We start from the raw sequence: 22,001 nt of genomic DNA, 5'->3' as shown, positions 1-22,001 counted from the left end.
GCAAAGAATTGCTGCACAGTGGCTCCCTTGCCGACGGGCAAGTCCTTGTTTGTTTCCCAAGTTGCCGAGTTTGACGGCATGACGATCACTCCATTGCTTTGGCCATCCCTCGATCAGCGCCGGCGCCACCGTTACTCCCCGGTTGAACGGTGACGCAGGTAGACAAACCAGTAAGCCGCTGCGACCATGACCGAGCCGCCGACGATGTTTCCGAGTGTCACGGGAATAAGATTGCCGACGAAGTTAGCCCAGGTCAGGTCTGGAAAATCCGCCGGCGTCCTGTTGATGGATTTCCAAAAAGATTCCGGAGCGCCGGCTTTGATGAACAAGCCCATCGGAAGGAAATAAATGTTCGCAATGGAGTGCTCGAATCCGGCGGCGGCGAATGCCGTCACCGGTGGCAGCGCCGTCACCACCCGATCGATATTGGTCCGAGCGCTGAAGCACATCCAGACCGCAAGACACACGAGGGCATTACAGAGAATCCCGAGCGTGAATGCCGGGACGAAAGACAGCGCCGACTTCGCATTCGCCGTGTTCAACGCGGCCAACCCAACCGCGCCGCCGCCGAACGTGTACTGCGTGGTCAGAAACATCAGACACGCCATGAAGAACGCGCCGGCAAAGTTTCCAACAAAAACGAGAATCCAGTTGTAGAGGAGCGCCCGTGTCGACACCTTGTGGCTCGCCCAGGCCATGACGAGGAGATTGTTGCCGGTGAAGAGCTCTGCACCGGCGATGATCACAGCAAGGATGCCAACGCAGAACGCCAGACCGCTGAGCAACCGCGTGACTCCGTAAGGCAAGAGCCCCGTCGATTCTAAAGCGCCACTGGGAGCGAAGGTCGTTATTGTGCCTGCCAATACGGTGGTGGCAAAAATGGCTCCGAACGCAACGAATGCACCAGCCAGAACGCTCAGGACGAAGGCAACCAGCGGATCGAGTTCGGCGCGTTTGATTCCGCTCTCTTCAGCGCGCAGAGCCATCGCCGCAGGCATCACCGCCTCAAAGGTGACAACCTGCGGCGGCGGCAAAGGTTCAATACGATGTAAGGGGGCGTCTCTCACGTCATTGCCCCGCATTCCCACCGATCGCCAAGAGACCGATAATCTGCACCGCCACAACCTTCACAATGGTCATCGACGGGAAGATCATGGCGTAGCCGATGTCGGGACGTTCGGTCGGCGCCATCTTGGTGGAGTAGACCAGAATGGCAGGGTTTCCTGTCGCCCCGGACGCGACACCCACAAGGTCATCGTAGGGAATTTTCATCACGTAGTGACCGACGAGCAAGACGATGAGAACCGTCGTCAGCAACACGGCGACACCGATGAACAGCATGGTCAGTCCGGTTTCCGTGACGGTCCGGACGAACGGCTGCCCGGCGTTGACACCGACGGTCGCCAGGAACATCGCAAGCCCGAAGTTTCGCAACACGATGTTGGCCGGCAACGGCATGGTCCACAGCAACGGTCCGGTGCGCCGTAACTTGCCAAGGATGAGAGCCACGATCAGCGGGCCGCCGCCGATTCCAAGCGCCACGGTGCCGACACCAGGGATCGGGATTGGAATGAGGCCGAGTAGAATGCCAAGCACCATCCCTAGTCCCAACGAAACGTAGCTGAATTCCGCTGTCGCTTTGACACTGTCACCAAAGTGCTTGCGGATTTCCTCCTTTTTATCGGGAGGCGTTAGCACGCCGACCCGGTCACCGAATTCCAGCATAAGATCATCGGTCGGGATCAGGTCGGCATCATAACGGCGGACGTGCAGGATATGTGTGGGATAGCCCGCGGGCATTTGGAGGCGCGACAGCGGGATGCCGACGGCACCAGCTTTGCCGACGAAGACGCGGATATAATCGAGATCGGTTCTGTCGCTGGCCAAGCGGCCGGGCTCCAGTTTTCCGAGCCGCGCGGCCGCGGCTGCAATCGCATCCTGGCGGTCACCCACCACCAGCACCGCATCGCCGGGAGAAAGGATGGTATCCGGCGTCGGCACGTAATTGTGGTTGTCCTTTCGGATCATGGTCACCTGCAAACCCTGCAGTTCGTCCTTCGTCAGGTCGCCGAGCCGGTGGCCCGCGAAGCTTTCCCCGATCAAAATTTCTCCCATGTGAAAGCGCTGCGCCTTGGGCGGGAATTTCGGTTTCACCATGCGTGTCATGAAATAGATGCAGAGGATCGGGCCGATGACGCCGAAGGGATACGCGACCGAGTAACCGATCGATGGATCCTTGTTCTTCATGACGTCCAGTCCCGCTTGCAGCGTGGCTGTGCTCGTCATCGATCCGGCATAGATGCCGAGCGTATGGCCGATTTTGATGCCGAAGACGTGGCCCAAACCAAGCGCGACGAACAGGCCTGCCACACACGCCACCAGCGCGAGGAGATTATATTTCTGCCCTGCCCCCACCATGCCCTCGAAGAACTGACGGCCATAGAGGATGCCGATCCCGTAGAGAAACATGACCAGCCCAGTCAAACCGATCGGGCCCGTAATTTGAGCTTTCGGCGCGAAAGCCCCGAGTGCCAGCCCGACGAAGAGAACAGCGCCAACACCGAGAGAGAAGCCGCCGATACTGATCTGACCAACGAGATATCCAAGTCCGATTGCCAGAAATGCCGTCAGTATCGGCTGGCTGCCGATAATCTCGCGAGCAAGGTCCAACATGTCTTCCTCCCCGACGTCTGATCTCTCCTTCAGCGCACGCGACACCCCGCAGCCTGAAACTGTCCAATGACACGCTCCACCAAATCCTTGCCGGCAGACGGCCTGTTAAGCAGCTTGTAGTCGAGCCCCAAGGACTTCCACTTGAAGGCCCCCATCTGGTGGAACGGTTGCACTTCCACCCACTCGACATTCTTCATCGGGGCCACGAACCGAGCGATGCCTTCGACATTCGCCGGATCGTCGGTTTCTCCCGGAACGAGCGTGAATCGGACCCAGACTGGTTTGGAAAGCGAGGCCAGCCGCTCCGCGAAGCGCAGTGTAGGCGCCAAATCCCGGCCGGTGACTCTGCGGTAAGTTGCGGGATCCGAGCTTTTGATATCGAGCAGAACCAGATCGATCACGGACAGGTACGACTCGTCCGCCCGGTCACCGAGGAATCCCGACGTCTCAATCGCCGTGTGCAGCCCCATGTCCTTGGCGCCCGCGAAGATCCGCCGCGTGAAGGCGAGCTGCACCATCGGCTCGCCGCCCGATATCGTCAGCCCTCCACCAAGACCGTGAAGCGCCGGGGCGAAGTCACCAAGACGACGGAGCACGTGGCTGGCAGAGACATAGGTGCCGTCTTTGAGGTGCCAGGTATCCGGGTTGTGGCAATACGTGCAGCGCAAGAGACATCCCGACACGAACAAGACCACGCGCAGCCCCGGCCCATCGTAGCGAGACGACGTCTCATAGGAATGGCAATAGCCGAATGCCCCCTCTTCATCCCTCACGTCCCCCTCGTCGGGGGCGTCGGGCGAAATGCCTGCCCGGAGGTCGTAACGACTTCCGGGCTCAAGCGCCTGCACAGTCGACATTGCAGCACCAGGCTAAATTTGGCCGTGGAAAGTGCGGCTGATCACATCCCTTTGTTGTTCCGGCGTGAGGCGAACGAAGTTCACGGCATACCCCGAAACCCGGATGGTGAGTTGCGGATATTTGTCGGGATTCTTCATCGCATCCTCGAGTGTCTCCTTGTCGATCACGTTCAGGTTCATGTGGAATCCGCCGCGATCGAAATAGACGTCGAATGCCTTGACCGCCTCATCAAGAAGTTGCCCTTCAGACATGTGTGCTTTCTGCGGGGCCACCGAGACGGTGTAGCTGATGCCGTCCTGGGCATCCTTGTAAGGAAGCTTCGCAACGGACAGGCAGGACGCGAGCCAGCCATGACTGTCGCGGCCGTGCATCGGGTTCGCTCCCGGCCCGAACGGCTCGCCCTTCCGTCGACCATCGGGCGTATTTCCCGTCGCCTTGCCGTAGACAACGTTCGACGTAATCGTGAGCACACTCTGGGTGTGGGTCGCGTTGCGATAAGTCGGATGTTTCCGAATCTTCTCCATGAAGCTCGTGACGATATCCGACGCGATCCGATCAACACGGTCGTCATTGTTGCCGAACTGCGGCGTCGCCTTGTTGCCTTCGTTCTGATAGTCGACGATCAATCCCGTCGCATCACGCGTGACGCGAATTTTCCCGTATTTCATGGCGGCCAGACTGTCGGCGACCACGGACAATCCCGCAATTCCGAATGCCATCGTCCGCAGGATGTCGCGATCGTGAAGCGCCATCTCCAGGCGTTCATAGAAATACTTGTCATGCATGTAATGGATGCAGTTCATCGCATGCACGTAGGTTCGCGCCAGCCACTCCATCGTGGTGTCGAACTTCGACATCACGTCATCGTAGTCGAGAAAATCACCCGTGACCGGCGATGTGCGCGGAGCGACCTGATCACCGCTCACTTCGTCACGCCCGCCATTGATGGCATACAGAAGCGCCTTGGCGAGATTGACGCGCGCGCCGAAGAACTGCATCTGCTTTCCGAGCCGCATCGCGGAGACACAGCAGGCAATTCCGTAATCGTCACCCCAGAACGGCCGCATCAGATCGTCATTTTCGTACTGCAACGATGACGTATCCTTGCTGACCTTCACGCAATACCGTTTGAACGGCTCCGGCATATGAGTGGACCAGAGCACGGTGATGTTCGGCTCCGGCGCAGGACCGAGATTGTAGAGCGTATGCAGCATGCGATAGCTGCTCTTCGTCACCAGAGCGCGACCGTCGAGATCCATGCCGCCGACGCATTCGGTGGCCCAGTACGGATCGCCGCTGAACAGCGCGTCGTACTCCGGCGTGCGGAGGAACCTGACAATTCGAAGCTTCTGCACGAGCTGATCCCACAGCTCCTGTGCGCCGGCCTCATCGAGGATTCCGGCCTTCATGTCGCGCTCGATATAGATATCCAGGAAACTCGAGATGCGGCCGATGGACATGGCCGCGCCGTTTGCCTCCTTGATGGCACCCAGATACGCCAGGTAGGTCCATTGAAAGGCTTGCTGCGCGTTCTCAGCCGGCTTCGAGATGTCGAGACCGTAAAGTTGCGCCATCGCGGCAAGATCTTCGAGCGCCCGCATCTGTTCCGACAATTCTTCGCGCTGCCGGATGATGTCGTCGGTCGGCCACATATCGTCGATCTGCGCCCTCTCCGCCCGCTTCTCCTCAAGCAACCGATCGACACCATAGAGCGCCACGCGACGGTAATCGCCGATGATACGGCCGCGACCATAGGCGTCGGGAAGCCCCGTGATGATACCGGACCGCCGGCAACTCATGATTTCGGGCGTATAGGCATCGAAGACACCATCGTTGTGGCACTTGCGATACTTCGTAAAGGTTTCATGCACAGCCGGATCCGGCTCGAAGCCCGCGGCCTTCAATCCGGCCTCGACCATGCGCAGTCCGCCAAACGGGAAAATCGCGCGCTTGAAGGGCTGATCGGTCTGAAGACCGACAATGATCTCGTTCTCACGATCGATATAGCCGGGCTTATGCGCCAGCATTGTAGAGGGCGATTGAGCATCAACCGCGAGGACGCCCTTCTTTCTTTCCTCCGCGAAATACGGCTGCAGCTTGTCCCAAACAGCCTTGGTGCGCTGCGATGGCCCGACCAGAAAATCTTCATTCCCGCTATAGGGAGTTACGTTTCGGATGATGAAGTCACGCACATTGATTGAATTTTGCCAGTCCCCTGGTCGGAAGCCGCTCCAGCAATCGCCGGTTTCCGCTTCCTTCCTCAAAGCCGTGCTTGCCCTCATGACCGTTCTCCCAGCGACAGATGACCAATGACCGACGCGCGCTACGGCAGCCTCGCAGCAGGCAACTCTGCCGCCTCATTATTGGACTGTGGGTGGTTCGACCCTTGATTTAACTCAAGGCAGCAAACACAACGTCAGAGTGAATTTGCGCGCTGTGCGACTCCAATCAAGGACGTCGCTACCTTCGACTCTGACGCGACCGTCAGCGGAGGCGCAAAATGCGCATACGCTTTACCACCGCCATCGGGATCACCTTGCTGTTCGTGACATCAGTCATGACGCTGCCGGCCTATCCCGATGACGACCGGGCCACTCCGACGCAAATTCAGGAGGAAATCTGGGCACTGCCCCTTCCCTTACCGATGTTCGCTTATGTGGTTCGGCCCGTCGGAGAGGGTCCCTTTCCGCTGGTCATCATGAATCACGGCGTCGCCCTTCAAGCCAGGGAGCGCGCCTTCTTTCCGCTGGTGGAGTTCAGGGACGCGGCGATGTGGTTCGCCCGCCGCGGTCATCTGGTCGTCGCACCTGTGGGTTCAGCTTACGGCGCTACCGCACACGATATTCCCGAGCGCGGCGTATACAGCCCCTTCTTTTCAAGGATAGGAAACTGCCAAAATCCCAACTTCCGCGATGCCGGACTTGCCGTCGCTTTGGTCGACACCTGGATCATCGATTACATGACCGCTCAAAAGATGACGGAGCCCAGGAATGTCATCGTCGTAGGCCAATCTGCCGGCGGATGGGCGGCCATTGCTCTTTCGAGCAGAAATCCACCAGAGATCCGGGCAATCATCACCTTCGCTGCGGGGCGCGGCGGGCGGGTCGATGGCAAGCCGAACAACAACTGCGCGCCCGATAAGCTGGTCGAAGCCACCGGCGAATTCGGCCGGACCGCACGAATTCCGTCCCTGTGGATCTACTCCGAGAACGATACATTCTTTGGTCCGGCGCTCACAAAACGCATGCACGATGCTTACACCGGCGCCGGAGGATTGGCCGAATACCAAATGCTTCCTCCATTTGGTGATGAAGGCCACTTTTTGATCGGGTCACGCGACGCTATTCCGCTTTGGGAGCCGCTTGTAAGTCAGTTCCTCGATCGTCATCGATAGCCGGAAAGGATGACAACGATGGCCCTATCTCTCTGGCGAAAGGAGGTGTCTCTCGCCCTATCGTTCTCGTTCGCTGTCGCATCAGTTGTCGTGCAGCCGCATTCCGCGAGCAGCCAATCATCGCCTGCCCCCGATGTTCGAGCGCCCGGTTCCGGGGAGTTCGCACCTCGCGGGCAGCGCATCGCCCGGGATATCAAATATGGTACCTGGCAAAAATTCTGCTTTAAGCCCGCCGGAACGAACGCGGTATGCCGGACAACCATCAGCGGTACATTCGAAACAGGCCAAACAGCGGTCCGCGTCGATCTTGTTGAGCGCGATGGTGAAAACACCGCTCGCCTTCAGCTCTTTCTACCCGTTGGCATATATCTAAAGTCGCCGGCGAGTCTGACTGTCGACAAAGGCCCCGCCTATCAGCTTCCATTTGTCTGGTGCTTGACCAATGGGTGCATCGCGGCGGACGTGGCTGACGCCTCGCTTGTGAAGGAAATGGAAACAGGACAAACCCTCCTGCTGCGCATCGTCGATACAAGCATAATTTCGGTCACCACGGAGATTTCACTGAAAGATTTCGCGACCACCCGGCGCAATGCGCCGACAAAGATCTTCGAACAGGCGATCGACGAATGATCTCATTCTTAAAAGAGATGGCTTGAGCAATCTCATGAGCTGAGCAAGCTTCTCGCTCGCACCGTCAAGCGCCAGACAAGCAACAGGCTAATCCTTTTGGATAATGGCCATTTGGACAATGGCTCTTGGGCCAATAGCCGCAAGATCAGCCTCCATTATAGATGAATATCGGGAAAAGTGGGTCATCATCTCCCGACCGGCAGATGAGAGTCATGCGTTCAAACAGGGAGTCGATCCATGTTTGCCGACCTCCACACCACCACCACCAAGAGCCAGCCTATTCTCGGCTTTAGCCCCTCCGAAACAAAAATTACGCCAAGCGAGTTTAAGTACAGCAAAGGCACTGAGATTTACGGCGAAGCAGAGCCTGCAGATTATGTCTACCAAGTCATCGATGGGGCCGTCCGGAGTTACAAGCTGCTTTCCGACGGACGGCGCCAAATCGGTGCCTTTCATCTTGCGGGCGATATATTTGGCCTTGAGAACGACGATGTTCATCGCTTCACGGCGGAAGCCATCGTCGACACCACGGTTAGACTCGTCAAGCGAGTCAGCCTTGAACATGTCGCACAAGAAGATCTCATCGTCGCGCACAGTCTTCTCAATATGACGACGACGAACCTCCAGCACGCCGAGGACCATATGTTGCTGCTGGGGCGGAAGACGTCCCTTGAGCGCGTCGCCGCGTTCCTCCTTGAAATGGACCGTCGCCTCACCGCGGCGGGGATCATGGCGCTTCCCATGTGCCGCCGCGATATCGCGGACTACCTTGGACTGACTTTGGAAACCGTCTCCCGCGTGCTTTCCTACCTTAATGACAAGAAGGTCCTCGGATTCATCGGTCAAAACCAACGACAGATTGTATTGCTCAACAGAGGGCAACTCGCAGAACTCGACCTTTAGCTAGCTCGCAAAATCCGAGTGGCACGGAACCGTCCGTTGGCGGGCGCGCGCGAACGCGTTCACGACGCCCTCGTCTGCACAACAACGGGTTGGCTGGTGTTCTGCAATATCGACAGCGTGTGCTTGGCGATCATCAACTCCTCGTCCGTTGGTATGACGTAAACGGGCGTCCTCCCCGAGCCTGAAATCTTGACGGCGTGTTTAGCGTTTTCCGCCGAATCGAGATCGATGCCGAGCCAACCCAATTTCTCGGCAATCCGCATCCGGATGGCGGACGAATTCTCACCGATACCGGCCGTAAATACGAAGGCGTCGATGCCTTCCATGGCGGCCGTCAGAAGCCCGGCACTGAGCGCTGCGCGATAAACAAAGTAATCGATCGCGAACTTGGCGCCAGGCTCGCTGCTGTTGAGCAGTTCGCGCATATCGTTGCTGACGCCGGAAAGGCCCTTCAATCCGCAGTCTTTATAGAGAAAATTCTGCACCTCCGACGGCGACATTCCCTTCGTTGTCAGAAGATACAAAACGACGCCGGGATCCAGCTGGCCCGGACGCGTTCCCATCGGCAACCCGTCGAGGGCCGTGAATCCCATCGTGGATTCGACACTGCGTCCTCCCGAAAGAGCGCACATGGAAGCGCCGCTGCCGAGGTGAGCAACAACCACGCGCCCCATCGCAATCTCAGGCGCACGCTCGGGAAGGACGCTGGCGATATATTCATAAGAGAGGCCGTGAAATCCATAGCGGCGCACGCCCTCGTCGGACAATTGCTGAGGAATCGCAAAATAGTCTGCGACCTTTGGATGATTGCGATGAAATGCCGTATCAAAGCACGCGACTTGAGGCAGGTCCGGAAACTTTGCAAGCAATGAACGGATAGGTGCCAAATTGTACGGCTGGTGCAACGGCGCGAGCGAGATCAGCTCCTCCAACCGATTGACAACCCCGGGATCAACCAAAGTCGGCCTATCGTAGGCTGGCCCGCCATGAACCACACGGTGGCCAACCGCAATGGGGGCAACGCGTAGCTCGTCACGCACCCAATCGCCAGCGATTGCCAACGCAGCCGACACGTCCCGAACATTCTCGGTGGGATAGACCCGCTCGGCGACAACCTCACCCTTCGCATTGGTCGCGCGCAGGCGGGGACGGCTCCCAATTCCATCCATCTGTCCTTTGATCTGCCGGCGCGGATTGCCATCGGAATCCACCGCGAAGATTTGAAACTTCACGCTCGACGAACCTGCGTTGACCACCAAAATCGTATCCATGGGAGTCACGCGGCGACAGTTGCTGCCCGACGCCGGCGACCATCGGCATAAAGGGTCGCAACGGCGCAAGACGCCATTCTCGACCTCGCCGTGTCCGCGCGTGACGTCAGCACAATGGGAACCCGCGCACCGAGGACAATTCCCGCTCCATCCGCGTGCGCAAAGTAGGAAAGATTCTTTGCCAGCATGTTGCCGGCTTCGAGATCAGGCACCACCAGGATTTGCGCGCGGCCCGCAACTTCGGACTTGATCCCCTTGATCCTTGCGGCCTCCTTATCGACCGCGTTGTCAAAGGCGAGCGGCCCATCGAGGAGCCCACCGGTGATCTGTCCGCGATCCGCCATCTTGCAAAGTGCGGCAGCTTCGATGGTCGACGGAATTTTCGACGTCACCGTCTCGACGGCCGAAAGAATGGCGACCCGCGGCGATGTACCGAACCCAGCCTGGTTGTAGAGATCGATCGCATTCTGAATGATATCGCGTTTGCAATCGAGATCTGGAGCGATGTTGATGGCGGCGTCCGTGACGAACACAGTTTCTGTGTAGGCCGGCACGTCCATCACGAATACGTGGCTAATTCGCCGATCCGTACGCAGCCCCGTCTTCGCGGTCACGCTGCGCATCAGTTCATCGGTGTGAAGGCTTCCCTTCATCAACATTTCGCCCTTCGCGGCGTGGATCAATTCGACCGCTTTTGCGGCAGCAGCCTCGCTGTGCGGCGCATCGACCAGCTCATAGCCGCTGATATCGATATTGTGCGCGGCGGCAGTGCTGGAGATCTTCGCGACAGGTCCCACCAGGATCGGCGTGATGATTCCGGCGGCGGCAGCGTCGGCGACGCCTCTCAGCGAACTTTCGTCGCAGGGGTGCACAACAACAGTTGTTGTAGCCGGAATGGCTTTCGCCGCGGCAATCAAGCGATCGTACTTGGTATGGGGCCGGCTCTCACCTGACACTACGCTCATTATTCGCCTCCAATCGAAATGATCAGGCCAGTGTGGTGGTTCGAAAGTTCGCCCGATCCTTCCTGCGAATCCTTGCTGCGAACTTCCGAACCCGAAAACACTAGGACGCTTTGGCCTTCCTGCCGGCGGGCACGCCTCCCTCGCCCTTCTCGTCGACACCAAACAATTGCGCGATCTTGCGAAGGCGCCTGGCCGATTCACCGGATATTTCGGCACTTGCCGACAGCACGTCGCGAATGACTGCGAAACCGTGACGCCGATCCTCGACGCTCTTCGGCAATAACTTCGGGATAGCATTCAAGCTGGCGTCCGGCTCAAGCAGAAGCATGAAGAATTGCTCCCGCACCAACGTCTTGAATTGCGGTAAAGAGAGTCTTGAGCTGCGATCGTTCAGCCGGACCCGGCGCAAGGCTTCCAGGCTGCGCTCATCAACCATGCCTCGCGCCATACCGACATAGAGCAATCCGCGGATCATGCAGTCGCGTAGCCCGCCGTGCTCGATCTTCGATTTCAGCTCTTTGATGCGCGTATCGAGCGCCCTGCGATGCTCTTCCGTCATCTTGGGACGGGAAGCAGGTGCCGAATTAGGATCTACGCCGACCGCCGCCTGAAGCGCGGGCGATCCGTAGATCGCGAGAAAGAGCGACTCGCTGGTGGCATCCCGCAGATCGCGCCAGGCGTCCAGCGCGCTGACAACGCTTTTTGAATAGCTTTCTTGCAGAGCGAGGAAGGGATTGTTCCTTGCTGCCGGCTTGCGATGGTCCCGAATATTGTCCGCAGCTTCGGCGACGGTTCTCGTTGCCGGATTATCGTCACCAAACAGATCGTACTGCAGGCGCAAGGGATGCAGATTGCGCAGGAATTCGGCGTATTGGGGGGCCATCATCGCCTTCACCCAGGGCTGAACGAAACTTCGATAGGCCGCCAGGTTTATTTCGGATACACGGGCTGCCGTTACGAAGCGACGCGTGTCCTCCGGCGAGTTCTCTCCCATGGCGCGGATGTCATCGAGGGTCCGCCGCTCGCAGCGCATGACCCATTGCCCGGACGCGAAATCGGCATTCGCTGTTTGATCGGATTTCGCCTCGAAGGTCGCTTCGTAGAGGCCGGGAGGAAGCACATCGATCAGGTCGATGTTGCTCGAGAACTCGCTGTGTTCTTTCCGAGCGACACCTCCCGACACGAAGATACCGAGGTGCCCTACTGTCTCATGTACCGTGTAGACGATGGTCTGTCCGTACGACCTTATTTCATCGACGTCTTCATAAAGATCGAGGATCCAACCCAATGCCTGTTGAGGCGGAGTGATGTTGTCACCCTTGGAGCAGAACACCACGATCGGCGACCGGATATTCCGCAGATCCACAACCTTACCGTCGGACGTCTTGATACGACCGGCAGCGAGTTTATTGCCGACGAAAAGCTCATCGACGATAAATTGAATTTCCGCTGCATTGAGGTTGACATGGCCACCCCACCAGCGCTCGAACTCGAGATACCGCTCTGCTTCGGTGTCGACGTTCGCGTAAACATTGTACTGTTTCGTCCATAGCGTGTTCGATGGGTTCATACTTTCGAAGTTCTGCACCAGCCATGCGCCGTCGAATTTTCCGCCACCAAGATCGCTGTAAAGCGCCGTGAGCCAGCTTCCTCCTAACAGCCCACCGAGGTAGCGCATCGGGTTCTGGCCGCGCACGCCTGCCCAGTAGGACAGCGGCGAGCCGGCGACAATAATCGGTCCGAACAGATCTGGTTGGATTGACGCAAGCATCATCACTGCCCAGCCGGCCTGGCAGTTGCCGATGACACAAGGCTTTCCCTCGGCATCCGGATGCAGCGCGATCACTTGCTTGAGAAATTCCCCCTCGGCTCGGGCAATATCTTCGATGGTTTGCCCGGGTATAGGCTCCGGCAAGAAGCCGATGAAGTAGCAAGGATGGCCTGCTTTCATCGCCACGCCGATTTCACTGTCAGCCTTGAATCCTCCGATGCCTGGACCATGGCCGGCGCGAGGATCCACAACGACAAAGGGTCGGCGCTTCGGGTCTAATTCCACATTGGCCGGCGGCGCTATGCGAACAAGCGCATAATTCACTGGCCGCGGAAACTTCCTTCCATCCGCAACCAGTTCAATGGAGTAATCAAGAACGTGAGGCGCCGTTTCCGCGAGATGCTCTCGATACTGCACGCCACGCTTGCGCATCACGTCGAGAAACAGGACGCTGCGCTGTCCGCAGTCCACGAGGTATTCGATGGCGGACGCGAAGATTCCTGGATTCTTTTCGCGGGAGACTTCCGATCGATCGGACATCTGCTGTGATCCTCGCCTCCACGCTAATCTGGCGGTTGGAGGATCGAGAGGCTTGATTTAGCTCAAGCGTCGCGCGCAGGAGGTTGAAATCGCGAGAATGCTGGACGTTTCCGCCACCTACAGTTTCAATATTCGCGTCCGCCGCGCCGCCGTCTTCGCTCCCACGTCCCAAGTCGCACGACCACTCCCACGTCGGATTCGGGCCTCTCTAAGAGCACAAGGAGCCTAGACCATGTCTGAACACGCCAACATTGAAGAGACCCGGATCAAGGCCCTTCTCGAAACCTGGGCGGACGCGGTCCGCCGGCACGATGTTCCCGCCATTCTCGCTCATCATGAGCCGGACATGGTCATGTTCGACTTGCCGCCACCTCTGCAATGCAGGGGGATCGAAGCGTACGAACGGACCTGGAACCTGCTTTTCCGCTATCATCAGCCCGGAACAGCCTTCGACATCCAAGAGCTCTCCGTGACCGCAGGCCAGGACGTCGCGTTCGCCGTTGCGATCATGCGCTGCGGTCCCGACTCGTCCAGCAATCCAGCGGACAAAGAGGGTTTTCAATTTCGTCTGACCGTGGGCCTGCGCAAGGTCGACGGCGACTGGCGCATCGCGCACGAGCACCACTCCATACCTGCGAACGACTAGTCTAAGTAACGCAAGACAGGCCAATGCAAACCCTGAGTGTACGAGGGAGCCCCCGCGCCGGCCTGCCCCGCTCCGCCGATGCGTGAGGGGCCGGGTTCAACCGATCAATTTTTCTGAGGAAATTTAGTTTGGTGCGCTCGGAGGGACTCGAACCCCCACGATTTTACTCACTGCCACCTCAAGGCAGCGCGTCTACCAATTCCGCCACGAGCGCTGGAAAACCGGCTCCGGATTCGTACCGGGCCACGTCTTGGTGCGCCCATGTAACAAATCGAAGATGGGGGGACAAGGCCTCCGAGAGACCTTGTCACAGGCCTTACGAACTATCTTTGATCAGGCGTCCGCGGGAGCATCTGCTTGACTTCCACCGCGATACGGTTGCGATTGACCACAACCACGCCGCTGGCGACCGGCAGGTTGTTGGCGTGGACCTTGACCTCGTCCTGCTCCGTGGCGTCGAGTTCGATGATCGCGCCGCGGCTGAGCCGCATAACCTGGTGAACGGGCATGGTCGTGGTTCCGAGAACCACCATCAAATCGACCGAGACGTTATCGAGGGTTGCCACTTTGATCCTGAATCCGCACATGAATGATGACGGCAGATCATCATACTTATGGTTACCCAATGGTTAATACGTCCTACCGGCGTGAAAGCCTTGTTTTGACACCCTTTTCCGCCCGTTCCGGCCCTCCCGTCGAATGGCGGATCTCAAATTCGCCGGTTCCTTACCCGGAGGCGCTCGAGACCATGGAATCGCGCGCCGCCGCCATCGCCGCCGGGAATGAGCCCGAGCTGGTCTGGCTGCTGGAGCATCCTCCCCTTTATACCTCTGGCACCAGCGCCAAGGCCGGCGATCTGCTGGACGCCCGATTCCCGGTGTTTTCCACAGGGCGCGGCGGCCAGTTCACCTATCACGGCCCCGGCCAGCGGGTGGTCTACCTGATGCTCGATTTGAAGCGCCGGCAGCCGGACGTACGGGCCTACGTGGCGAGCCTCGAGCAACTCATGATCCGGACCCTTGCCGCCTTCAATGTCAGGGGCGAACGGCGCGAGGACCGGGTCGGCGTCTGGGTGGCGCGGCCGGAAAAGGGACCGGCCCACGAGGACAAGATCGGGGCGATCGGCGTGCGCCTCAAGCGCTGGGTCTCCCTGCACGGCCTTGCGATCAATGTCGACCCCAACCTCACCCACTTCACGGGCATCGTGCCGTGCGGCGTCGAGGACCCGCGCTATGGCGTGACCAGCCTGGTCGATCTCGGTCTGCCCGTGACGATGGAGGATGTCGACGTCGCGCTTCGGCAAGCGTTCGATGAGATCTTCGGCTCGGCGGATGCAGACCTGCGCGAAGCTGTGACTTGAGACATACGATTTGCCGTCAAATCGTCGACAACACCGAGAACCGTTCGCCCGGATGCCGCGCATGCAGAGCATCACGGCCATCGATCTTGTCGTCGATGGCATCCACGCGGGCCGTGCTAGGCCCATAGTGGCATTTCGCGATCATGGCTTCCACCGTGTCGAGCGGACCGGCGAAGACGGCCTCTACCGATCCATCCTTGCGGTTGCGCACCCAGCCTTCGAGGTTGCGTGCACTCGCCTCGCCTTCAATCCATGCCCGGTACCCGACGCCCTGGACCCGGCCGCGAACGAAGATATGACGGACGATGTCGCTCATGGTCGGTTTCTCGATTAACGCTTAAGTCCCAGAACCTCCGCGCTGCGCGCTTTGACATCGGCCTCACGCATCACGCGATGGGTCAGCTCAGTGGACGGCAGCCCTTTCAGTTCCTTGGGCGACACGCCTTCGCGCAGTGCCTTCAAGGTCTCGTACACCGCTTGCGTCGCGGCGGCGATCGGCGCGTGTCCCTGGTTGGCGACGCGGACACGATGAATGCCGAGAAACACGGTGTCCGACAATTCGCCATCGAAGGTGCCAAGAATAATGGGCAGCGTCGTAGCTGACGCGATTGCGTTCAGCTCGGCGCGGGTCTTCACCCCGGTGAAGAATAACGCATCGACGCCGGCGGCCTCGTAAGCTTTGGCGCGTGCGACGGCATCATCGATGTTGGTGATCGAGGCCGCTCCCGTGCGGCCGACAATCACGAGAGATGAATCAAGACGGCCGCCGAGCGCTGCCTTCATCTTGCCGACGCCCTCTTCTAGGGAAATCAACTGCGGTTTCGCCTGTCCGTAGGCCTGCGGCAGCAGCGTGTCCTCGATGGTCAATCCAGCGACGCCGGCCGCCTCGAGTTCCTGCACGGTGCGGCGAACATTCAGCGCATTGCCATAGCCATGGTCCGCATCGACCAGCACGGGGATGTTGCCCGCGCGGCAAATCCGCCGCGCCTGCTCGGCGAGTTCAGAGAGTGTGATGAGCAGCAGATCGGGATCGCCCAGGATCGTCAGCGACGCCGCCGATCCGCCGAGAAGCCCGAGTTCGAAGCCGAGGTCTTCGGCAATCCGCGCCGAGATCGGATCATAGACCGAACCCGGGCGAATGACGTTCTCGCCTTTGAGGATGGCCCGAAACGCGTCACGCTTTTGCTTCGGCACCATCATTAGGGCCTCACGCGAATTCGAGGATCAGTGCATCGACCGCCAGCGTCGCGCCGGCCGCCGCGTGGATCTTCTTCACGGTGCCGTCGCGCTCAGCCCGCAACACGTTCTGCATTTTCATCGCCTCGATAACGGCGAGCGTTTCACCCGCCTTCACCTCCTGCCCTTCGGTGACGGCAATCGACACCACGAGACCCGGCATCGGGCACAGCACCTTCTTGCCGCTATCCGCCTGCGATCCCACCGGCATCAGGCGCGCGGCCATCGCTTCGGTTTCGGTGTAGACCTGCACCGGCACTTCATAACCCTGGTATGCGAGGCGGAAGCCGTTCGGCATCGGCCGCACCTGCACGGCTATTGGATGACCACCGACCGTGCCCTGCCAGACCACGTCGCCCGGCGTCCAGTTTGAGATCAGCTCGACGGGCTGGCCCAGTTCTCCATCCGTGCCCAGGAAGCGGACGGCAATGCCCTCGCCCTCGCGCCCGACTTCGAGCGTGAGCTCGCTGCGATCGAGCCAGACCGCGCGGCGGCGTTCACGTGATACGGCGCGGCCTTGCATCTGGCCGGAGATCTGCCGCTTGCGCTCGCCCAAAATGTGATCGACCGCGGCGCCCACCGCAGCGATGCGAAGCGCCACATCGCCTTCCGGCGTACGCGGACCAAAACCCTTCGGGAATTCTTCGGCGATGAAGCCCGTGGAGAGATTGCCCGCGCGCCAGCGCGGATGGTTCATCAGCGCCGAGAGGAACGGAATGTTGTGGCGGATGCCGTCGACATAGAACGCGTCGAGCGCGTGCGACTGCGCCTCGATGGCTGCTGCGCGCGACGGACCATGCGTCACCAGCTTGGCGATCATCGGATCGTAATAGATCGAGATCTCACCGCCTTCTTGGACGCCTGTGTCATTACGCAGCGTAATGTCGTTGGTCTTGGTCTCGGCCGGCGGCCGGTATTTCACAAGACGCCCGATCGACGGCAGGAAGTTGCGGAACGGGTCTTCGGCATACACGCGGGATTCTACCGCCCAGCCAGTCAGCGTCACATCCTTCTGCGCGATGGTCAGTTTTTCGCCGGCCGCGACGCGGATCATTTGCTCAACAAGGTCGATGCCGGTGATGAGCTCGGTCACCGGATGTTCGACCTGCAGACGCGTATTCATCTCGAGGAAGTAGAAACTCTTGTCCTGGCCGGCGACGAATTCGACCGTGCCGGCGGAATCGTAGTTCACAGCCTTCGCCAGCGCGACCGCCTGCTCACCCATCTTGCGGCGGGTGGCCTCGTCGAGCAGCGGCGACGGCGCCTCTTCGATCACCTTTTGGTTGCGGCGCTGGATCGAGCATTCGCGTTCGCCGAGATAGATGACGTTGCCGTGCTTGTCGCCAAGCACCTGAATTTCGATATGGCGCGGATCGACGATGAACTTCTCGATGAAGACGCGATCGTCGCCGAACGACGACTTGGCCTCGGCCTTGGCGAGGTTGAAGCCTTCCGCGACCTCAGCCTTCGAATGCGCGATACGCATGCCCTTGCCGCCGCCGCCTGCGGACGCCTTGATCATCACCGGATAGCCGATCTCATCGGCAATCTTCACGGCATGGCCATCGTCCTCGATCACGCCGAGGTGGCCGGGCACTGTGGAAACGTTCGCCTTGGCAGCCGCCTTCTTGGACTCGATCTTGTCGCCCATCGCCGCGATGGCACCGGGGTTCGGGCCGATGAAGACGATGCCAGCCGCGGCCAGCGCCCGCGGGAAAGCCTCACGCTCCGAGAGAAATCCGTAGCCCGGATGAACCGCTTCCGCGCCGGTCTGGCGGCAGGCCTCGACGATCTTCTCGATCACCAGATAGCTTTCGGCAGCCTGCGGCGGCCCGATGAACACCGCTTCGTCCGCCATCTCGACATGAAGCGCATCGCGGTCCGCTTCCGAGTACACGGCGACCGTCTTGATGCCCATGCGACGCGCGGTCTTGATGACACGGCAGGCAATTTCGCCGCGGTTTGCGATCAGGATCTTTTTGAACATGCGTTATTTCTTGATCTGTTTATGTCGAGGGCGGGCGCCGGGCTTGTCAGAGCTGGCAGGAGCAATTTGCCATGCACGGCGGGTTGTAACAATTCTGTCGCAGACAAAAACTACACCAACATACCGTTCGGCATAGCTGCACTGCTTGTTAGCCCATCTTTCAAAAGCGAGTCCCTTATGCGCCGCACCATCCCGGTCGTTTCCCTAGCTTTTCTGGCGTTATCGTCTTCAATGGCTTTCGCCCAAAACAACCAGCCTCGCAACCTGATTCTGTTCGTTCCAGACGGTCTGCGCGCCCTCAAAGTCACGCCGGAAACCGCGCCGTCCATGGCCGAAATCCGAGATAAGGGCGTAAACTTCAAGAATTCACACTCCCTGTTTCCGACGTTCACGATGGCCAACGCCTCCGGCATGTCGACCGGTCACTATCTCGGCGACACCGGCACCTTCAGCAACTCGATCTATACCGGCCATCCGGCCGCCGCCCAGAACGGCAGCGTGGTGCCCTTCCTCGAGCATGACCAGGTTCTCCGCGATGTCGACGAACAGTTCGGCGGCGACTATCTCGACGAAGAGACCCTACTGAAGGCCGCGCGCCAGGCTGGTTACAGCACCGCTGCCGTGGGCAAGCTCGGCCCGACGTTGCTGTTCGACCATACCGAGCGCACCGGCACCAAGACCATCACCGTCGACGATCAGACCGGCGCGGTGGGGAAAGATGGCAATCTGATCGGTATCCCGCTGTCCGACGAGATGAAGGCGGCGCTGAACGCGGCCAACCTGCCCCTCAAGGCCCCCGGGCGCGGCGACAACGGCAAGTCCGGCAACATGAAGACACCGGGCACGGTGGTCGCCAATATCGACCAACAGGCCTACTTCGCCGACGTCGCCAGCAATGTCGTGCTGCCGATGTTCAAGGCGCGCAACAAGCCGTTCGTGCTGGTGTTCTGGTCACGCGATCCCGACGGCACCCAGCACAACCAGGGCGACAGCCTGAACAAGCTGACACCCGGCATCAACGGACCGGCTTCGCTGGCCGCCATCAAGAACGCCGACAACAACCTCGCGCAGTTGCGCAAGACGCTCGACGATCTCGGGCTCTCGGCTTCGACCAACATCATCGTCTCCGCCGACCACGGTTTCTCGACGATCTCGAAGGAGAGCAAGACTAGCCCGACCGTGAAGGGAACCTATCCCGACACGCCGGAAGGCTTCCTGCCGCTCGGCTTCCTTGCGCTCGACCTCGCGAAGGCGCTCGATCTGCCGCTGTTCGACCCGAACGACAAGAACGCACGCGTCGGCGACAACGCCTATCCGAAGGCCGGCAACGGCGTTCTCGGAAAGGATCCGACGAAGCCGGAGCTGGTGGTCGCCACCAACGGCGGCTCCGACCTGATCTATATTCCAAGCAACGACCGCAAGCTGGCGGGCCGTACCGTCAAGGCGCTGCTCGAGCAGGATTACGTCAGCGGCATCTTCGTTGACGATAACCTGGGCCGCTTCCCCGGTGCGCTGCCGATGTCGGCCCTCAACCTGAACGGCCGCTCGGTCACGCCGCACCCGTCCATCGTCGTCAACTTCCGCTCCTACGCGGTCGGCTGCGACGAGCCGGTGTTGTGCTCGGTTGAAATCGCCGACACGGTGCTTCGTCAGGGTCAGGGTATGCATGGCAGCTTCAGCCGCGGCGACACCATGAACTTCATGGCGGCGATGGGACCGGACTTCAAAGCCGGTTACGTCGATACTTTGCCGGTGAGCAACGCCGACGTCGGCATGACGGCCGCCAAGCTGATCGGCATCAGCCGCAAGGCCAACGGCAAACTGATCGGCCGTGTGATGAGCGAAGCGATGCCGAACGGTGCGACGCCGAAGGCCTATACCGGCACCCTCACCTCGAAGCCGGATGCCAATGGCCTGCGCACGGTGCTGCAGTTCCAGCGCGTCCTGGAGCAGCGCTACTTCGATGTGGCGGGCTTCCCGGGACGGACGGTCGGCCTCGAAGCGAACAAGAAAACGGCAGGCGCGAAGTAACGCCTGCCGGTTGAGAGCGTTTTCGAGCGGAGAAAACGCGTGAAAATAAAAGCCTCGGTTCTGATGTCTCAGAACCGAGGCTTTTTGATTTTAGGAATTACATTCCGAGGTCGAAGACGTTTGGCAGCGCAATCAACGGCAGCGTTGCGGCACCGATCAGGGTTGCGACCAGCGCCATCAGCTTGCGGTTGCTGCGGCGCTTGCCGCGCATCTGCGCCGCGATCCATTCCAGCACTTCGATATTGACGCCGATCGCCTGCGTGGGCGCCCAGCTCTCAATGGCGGTATCGGGTGACAGGGCGACCGAACGCGGCGGCACGGGCAAACCGGACGCCGAAGCGGCATGATGCACGATCGCCTTCGCGAACAAGTCGTCGAAACGGCCGTCGTCGTTGCGCTCGGAGGCCGCTTCATTGATCTGGAACAGGGTCTCAGCCTCCGCCCGGCTGACCGGCAGGTCGGCGACGGCCATTGCGTTCAGGATGCGCATGCACCATGCGACGTCGACGGCATCAATGGCACGCGAGAAGTGAACGCGGCCTTCAGTGGTAGGTCCCTCTCCCGTGATGACGCCATCACGGACAATACCAAGCGCTCGGGCCGCAAGATCGCGGTCCGCGCTGGCGGACGTTTCGATGTCACGAATCAGATCGGAGAGATTGGTTCTGGAACTTGAAGGGGCAGACATGTTACTTTTCTCTTGCTGTGTACCGCACCATTTCCATGCGGACGTGAACGAAGCCTTAACGACGTCAGTTTGAGTCACATTCATCGTTAACCGTTGCAGATTAGTCGCCGCCGACGTCTGCGAGGTTCGATGGAATTGGCAGCGGGACTCGGCGGCGGTTAGGCGCCTCCACGTCAAATTCGGGGCATCCCGGAAACGTGAAGGAAAAGGCTGCAGACACAACTTTTCGAGAAGGAGCCAGACGCAGAACAGGATTTCGCAGGACCTTCCGGGCAGAAAAAAATCTTGTCCTTTTCGCCCCCCTGTTCCGCTCGAGGCATCCGCTCGCTATATCTTTTTGGCAAAAATTATTCCGTCCCCGTAAACCAGTGAGGCAGGACTATGACACTCCAAATCGGCGCGGTCGCCCCCGACTTCGAAGCAGACACCACCGAGGGACGCATCCGCTTTCATGACTGGATCGGCGACAGCTGGGCGCTGCTGTTCTCGCATCCGAAGGATTTCACCCCCGTCTGCACCACAGAGCTCGGTGTGCTTGCCCGCCTGAAACCCGAATTCGACAAGCGCGGCGTCAAGCTGATGGGATTGAGCGTAGACCCCGTCGACAAGCACTCGAAGTGGTCCGAGGACATCAAGGAGACCCAGGGCTTCGCACCGAACTATCCGATGATCGGCGACACCGATCTCAAGGTCGCCAAGCTCTACAACATGCTGCCCGCCGACGCTTCGGGCGATGCGAACTCCCGCACACCCAACGACAATGCCACCGTGCGCAACGTCTTCATCATCGGCCCCGACAAGAAGATCAAGCTGGTACTGGTCTACCCAATGACCACGGGACGCAACTTCGATGAAATCCTGCGCGTCATCGACTCGCTGCAACTGACGTCCAAGCATCGTGTGTCCACACCGGCGGACTGGAAGCAAGGCGAAGACGTCATCATCGCGGGCTCCGTTTCCGACGACGAAGCCAAAACGATCTATCCCGGCGGCTGGAAGTCGCCGAAGCCTTACATCCGGATCGTTCCGCAGCCGAAGTAAGCGGCTT

The 22,001-nt window shown here is 59.7% G+C and carries 19 protein-coding genes and 1 tRNA gene; 7 read left to right on the top strand and 13 right to left on the bottom strand.

Features of this window, described 5'->3' with window-relative positions; genetic code table 11:
* Positions 1-131: 131 nt before the first annotated feature.
* From ACP0KA_RS22640 to pflB, 4 genes are read right to left on the bottom strand one after another with little or no spacing between them, the layout of a single operon-like run.
* A complete protein-coding gene (locus ACP0KA_RS22640) occupies positions 132-1,067 on the bottom strand; it encodes a formate/nitrite transporter family protein (RefSeq protein ID WP_424630959.1) in 936 nt (311 codons plus the stop codon).
* Position 1,068: 1 nt separating this feature from the next.
* Complete coding sequence (locus ACP0KA_RS22635; RefSeq protein ID WP_424630958.1) at positions 1,069-2,673, bottom strand: aspartate:alanine exchanger family transporter; 1,605 nt, start codon at positions 2,671-2,673, stop codon at positions 1,069-1,071.
* 29 nt (positions 2,674-2,702) lie between these two features.
* A complete protein-coding gene (gene pflA / locus ACP0KA_RS22630) occupies positions 2,703-3,530 on the bottom strand; it encodes a pyruvate formate-lyase-activating protein (RefSeq protein WP_424630957.1) in 828 nt (275 codons plus the stop codon).
* A 12-nt stretch (positions 3,531-3,542) separates the two neighbouring features.
* A complete protein-coding gene (gene pflB, locus ACP0KA_RS22625; protein ID WP_424630956.1) occupies positions 3,543-5,813 on the bottom strand; it encodes a formate C-acetyltransferase in 2,271 nt (756 codons plus the stop codon).
* A 275-nt stretch (positions 5,814-6,088) separates the two neighbouring features.
* On the opposite strand from pflB, the gene ACP0KA_RS22620 reads away from it, so the two are divergent.
* The 3 genes from ACP0KA_RS22620 (at position 6,089) to ACP0KA_RS22610 (ending at position 8,458) form a co-directional block, all read left to right on the top strand.
* Positions 6,089-6,925 (top strand): alpha/beta hydrolase family protein, encoded by an 837-nt coding sequence (locus ACP0KA_RS22620; RefSeq protein ID WP_424630955.1) that lies wholly within the window; start codon positions 6,089-6,091, stop codon positions 6,923-6,925.
* Between the two features lie 18 nt (positions 6,926-6,943).
* A complete protein-coding gene (locus ACP0KA_RS22615) occupies positions 6,944-7,555 on the top strand; it encodes an invasion associated locus B family protein (protein WP_424630954.1) in 612 nt (203 codons plus the stop codon).
* A gap of 237 nt (positions 7,556-7,792) precedes the next feature.
* Positions 7,793-8,458 carry a helix-turn-helix domain-containing protein gene (locus tag ACP0KA_RS22610; protein WP_424630953.1) on the top strand — a complete coding sequence of 222 codons (666 nt, stop codon included), beginning with the start codon at positions 7,793-7,795 and terminating at the stop codon, positions 8,456-8,458.
* A 59-nt stretch (positions 8,459-8,517) separates the two neighbouring features.
* Here ACP0KA_RS22610 and ACP0KA_RS22605 read toward each other — a convergent pair whose 3' ends face one another.
* The 3 genes from ACP0KA_RS22605 to ACP0KA_RS22595 all read right to left on the bottom strand — a co-directional run bounded on the left by ACP0KA_RS22605 (position 8,518) and on the right by ACP0KA_RS22595 (position 13,005).
* Positions 8,518-9,729 (bottom strand): acetate/propionate family kinase, encoded by a 1,212-nt coding sequence (locus tag ACP0KA_RS22605; protein ID WP_424630952.1) that lies wholly within the window; start codon positions 9,727-9,729, stop codon positions 8,518-8,520.
* A 5-nt stretch (positions 9,730-9,734) separates the two neighbouring features.
* Complete coding sequence (locus ACP0KA_RS22600; RefSeq protein WP_424630951.1) at positions 9,735-10,694, bottom strand: phosphate acetyltransferase; 960 nt, start codon at positions 10,692-10,694, stop codon at positions 9,735-9,737.
* Positions 10,695-10,794: 100 nt separating this feature from the next.
* A complete protein-coding gene (locus ACP0KA_RS22595) occupies positions 10,795-13,005 on the bottom strand; it encodes a DUF3141 domain-containing protein (protein ID WP_424630950.1) in 2,211 nt (736 codons plus the stop codon).
* A gap of 232 nt (positions 13,006-13,237) precedes the next feature.
* Here ACP0KA_RS22595 and ACP0KA_RS22590 point away from each other — a divergent pair, with 232 nt between their 5' ends.
* A complete protein-coding gene (locus ACP0KA_RS22590) occupies positions 13,238-13,651 on the top strand; it encodes a YybH family protein (protein WP_424630949.1) in 414 nt (137 codons plus the stop codon).
* A gap of 129 nt (positions 13,652-13,780) precedes the next feature.
* On the opposite strand, the gene ACP0KA_RS22585 is transcribed toward ACP0KA_RS22590, so the two are convergent.
* A tRNA-Leu gene (locus ACP0KA_RS22585) sits at positions 13,781-13,865 on the bottom strand.
* Positions 13,866-13,974: 109 nt separating this feature from the next.
* Positions 13,975-14,238: a FliM/FliN family flagellar motor switch protein gene (locus tag ACP0KA_RS22580; RefSeq protein ID WP_424631690.1), complete on the bottom strand. Its 264-nt coding sequence runs from the start codon at positions 14,236-14,238 to the stop codon at positions 13,975-13,977.
* Positions 14,239-14,276: 38 nt separating this feature from the next.
* On the opposite strand from ACP0KA_RS22580, the gene lipB reads away from it, so the two are divergent.
* Positions 14,277-15,011 (top strand): lipoyl(octanoyl) transferase LipB, encoded by a 735-nt coding sequence (gene lipB, locus ACP0KA_RS22575; protein ID WP_424630948.1) that lies wholly within the window; start codon positions 14,277-14,279, stop codon positions 15,009-15,011.
* Positions 15,012-15,027: 16 nt separating this feature from the next.
* Here lipB and ACP0KA_RS22570 read toward each other — a convergent pair whose 3' ends face one another.
* Genes ACP0KA_RS22570 through ACP0KA_RS22560 form a run of 3 tightly spaced genes read right to left on the bottom strand, consistent with a single transcriptional unit; the run spans position 15,028 to position 18,234 of the window.
* Positions 15,028-15,327 carry an acylphosphatase gene (locus tag ACP0KA_RS22570; RefSeq protein WP_424630947.1) on the bottom strand — a complete coding sequence of 100 codons (300 nt, stop codon included), beginning with the start codon at positions 15,325-15,327 and terminating at the stop codon, positions 15,028-15,030.
* A 14-nt stretch (positions 15,328-15,341) separates the two neighbouring features.
* Positions 15,342-16,208 (bottom strand): isocitrate lyase/PEP mutase family protein, encoded by an 867-nt coding sequence (locus ACP0KA_RS22565; protein ID WP_424631689.1) that lies wholly within the window; start codon positions 16,206-16,208, stop codon positions 15,342-15,344.
* Positions 16,209-16,218: 10 nt separating this feature from the next.
* Positions 16,219-18,234, bottom strand: coding sequence for an acetyl-CoA carboxylase biotin carboxylase subunit (locus ACP0KA_RS22560; protein WP_424630946.1), 2,016 nt, complete (start codon positions 18,232-18,234; stop codon positions 16,219-16,221).
* 177 nt (positions 18,235-18,411) lie between these two features.
* Here ACP0KA_RS22560 and ACP0KA_RS22555 point away from each other — a divergent pair, with 177 nt between their 5' ends.
* Entirely contained in the window at positions 18,412-20,265 is a 1,854-nt protein-coding gene (locus tag ACP0KA_RS22555; protein WP_424630945.1) for a nucleotide pyrophosphatase/phosphodiesterase family protein, read from the top strand.
* A gap of 97 nt (positions 20,266-20,362) precedes the next feature.
* Here ACP0KA_RS22555 and ACP0KA_RS22550 read toward each other — a convergent pair whose 3' ends face one another.
* Positions 20,363-20,953: a hypothetical protein gene (locus ACP0KA_RS22550; protein ID WP_424630944.1), complete on the bottom strand. Its 591-nt coding sequence runs from the start codon at positions 20,951-20,953 to the stop codon at positions 20,363-20,365.
* Positions 20,954-21,334: 381 nt separating this feature from the next.
* On the opposite strand from ACP0KA_RS22550, the gene ACP0KA_RS22545 reads away from it, so the two are divergent.
* Positions 21,335-21,994 carry a peroxiredoxin gene (locus tag ACP0KA_RS22545; protein WP_424630943.1) on the top strand — a complete coding sequence of 220 codons (660 nt, stop codon included), beginning with the start codon at positions 21,335-21,337 and terminating at the stop codon, positions 21,992-21,994.
* The last annotated feature ends 7 nt before the right edge of the window (positions 21,995-22,001 follow it).

The organism is Bradyrhizobium sp. SYSU BS000235, assembly GCF_049747295.1.
Lineage (GTDB): Bacteria > Pseudomonadota > Alphaproteobacteria > Rhizobiales > Xanthobacteraceae > Afipia.
This window is presented reverse-complemented; position numbering and strand designations above follow the sequence as displayed.